This window comes from Neisseria sp. HMSC070F02 (assembly GCF_001814225.1).
Taxonomy (GTDB): domain Bacteria; phylum Pseudomonadota; class Gammaproteobacteria; order Burkholderiales; family Neisseriaceae; genus Neisseria; species Neisseria meningitidis.
Genome location: NZ_KV815472.1, coordinates 1 through 1,237, shown reverse-complemented (window position 1 = coordinate 1,237; position 1,237 = coordinate 1). Strand labels below are relative to the sequence as shown.

The following is a 1,237-nucleotide window of genomic DNA, read 5'->3' as shown; positions in this document are numbered from 1 at the left end:
TCGTCGCCTTGTCCTGATTTTTGTTAATCCACTCAAACTTAATCTCAAAATCCAAAACATGAATTTATTTTTCGATACCGAATTGGGAAAGCAACAAAATAAAGCAACCCATAAAATCCGTGTAATGAGCGAGGCTTGGCTGGAAAAAAACGGCTACTGTCCCTGTTGCGGAAGCAAGCCGATGCAGAGATTTGCCAATAACAAACCTGTTGCAGACCTCTTTTGCCCAAATTGCCACGAGCAATATGAATTAAAGAGTAAAAATCAAAAAACCATAGGCAACAGTGTGCCTGACGGTGCATATCGCACCATGTTGGAGCGCATCCGGTCAGATACCAACCCAAACTTTTTCTTTCTTGCATATAAAAAAGCGGATTACTCCATACGGCAATTGGTGCTTGTACCCAAACATTTCATCACGCCGGATATGATTATTCCCAGAAATAAAGGCATTAAAAACCGGCCGAACCACATTATGTGTTCCATCAATCTCGCCCCTTTGCCTGAAAGCGGAAAAATATTCTTAATAGACGATTCCCGCATTATCGAACCCGAAACCGTTCTGAAAAAATGGCAATCCAATCTGTTTTTACGCAACCAAAATGCGGAGCGCAAAGGTTGGCTTTTGGCTGTTATGAAATGTATCGACCAACTTCCCGAAGAATTCACATTGTCGCAAATGTATGAATTTGAAGAAAAACTATCCATCCAATTTCCCCAAAACAACCATATCAGAGACAAAATCCGCCAACAGTTGCAAATTTTGCGCGACCAAAATACGATCGAATTCATTGGTCGCGGACTTTACAAAAAAATCGACAAATTGCGTCCGACTCCCAAGGCGTTTTAATTTCAAATCATGATACTGAATTCACAAGGGATATTTATTCTTCTGCTATTCTGAAAACAGTTGAAGTACAGCGCAATATTGCCGCAAAAGGCAGCAGCCGTAAGAAGGTCGGGGAATTATTGGCAATTTATGCGTGATTCCGACAAACCGGCCGCCTCCGAAGGCGCAGTGAAATTCATAGAAGGTAATCCTGCCAAGAAAATCATCGCCGTACCGGGCAGACTGGTGAACATCGTGGTGTAAATCTTTTTAAAAACATTAAACAATGTTAAGATGCCGTCCGAAATCCGTTTTGGATTCAGACGGCATTTTTTGAAATTTAATTTTTTAAGGAGTAAACCTAAATATGAAATTTCCTTCCTTCCTTCCTTCCTTCCTTCCTTCCTT

At 41.0% G+C, this 1,237-nt stretch carries 1 protein-coding gene and 2 pseudogenes; all 3 read left to right on the top strand.

The window, feature by feature from the left end; all coding sequences use genetic code 11:
* Nucleotides 1-58: 58 nt before the first annotated feature.
* On the top strand, nucleotides 59-850 hold the full coding sequence (locus HMPREF2959_RS08020) for a DpnI domain-containing protein (protein WP_002233072.1): 792 nt from the start codon (nucleotides 59-61) through the stop codon (nucleotides 848-850).
* Nucleotides 814-987 (top strand): annotated as a pseudogene (locus tag HMPREF2959_RS13535) (restriction endonuclease); the annotation flags it as partial. The gene HMPREF2959_RS08020 and the pseudogene HMPREF2959_RS13535, both read left to right, overlap by 37 nt.
* 16 nt (nucleotides 988-1,003) lie before the next feature.
* Nucleotides 1,004-1,093: pseudogene (locus tag HMPREF2959_RS13530) on the top strand (leucyl-tRNA synthetase); the annotation flags it as partial.
* Nucleotides 1,094-1,237 lie beyond the last annotated feature (144 nt).

Bases quoted from the DNA above. Each gene is read 5' to 3' on its own strand.
- HMPREF2959_RS08020 (WP_002233072.1), top strand. From the start codon at position 59: ATGAATTTATTTTTCGATACCGAATTGGGAAAGCAACAAAATAAAGCA.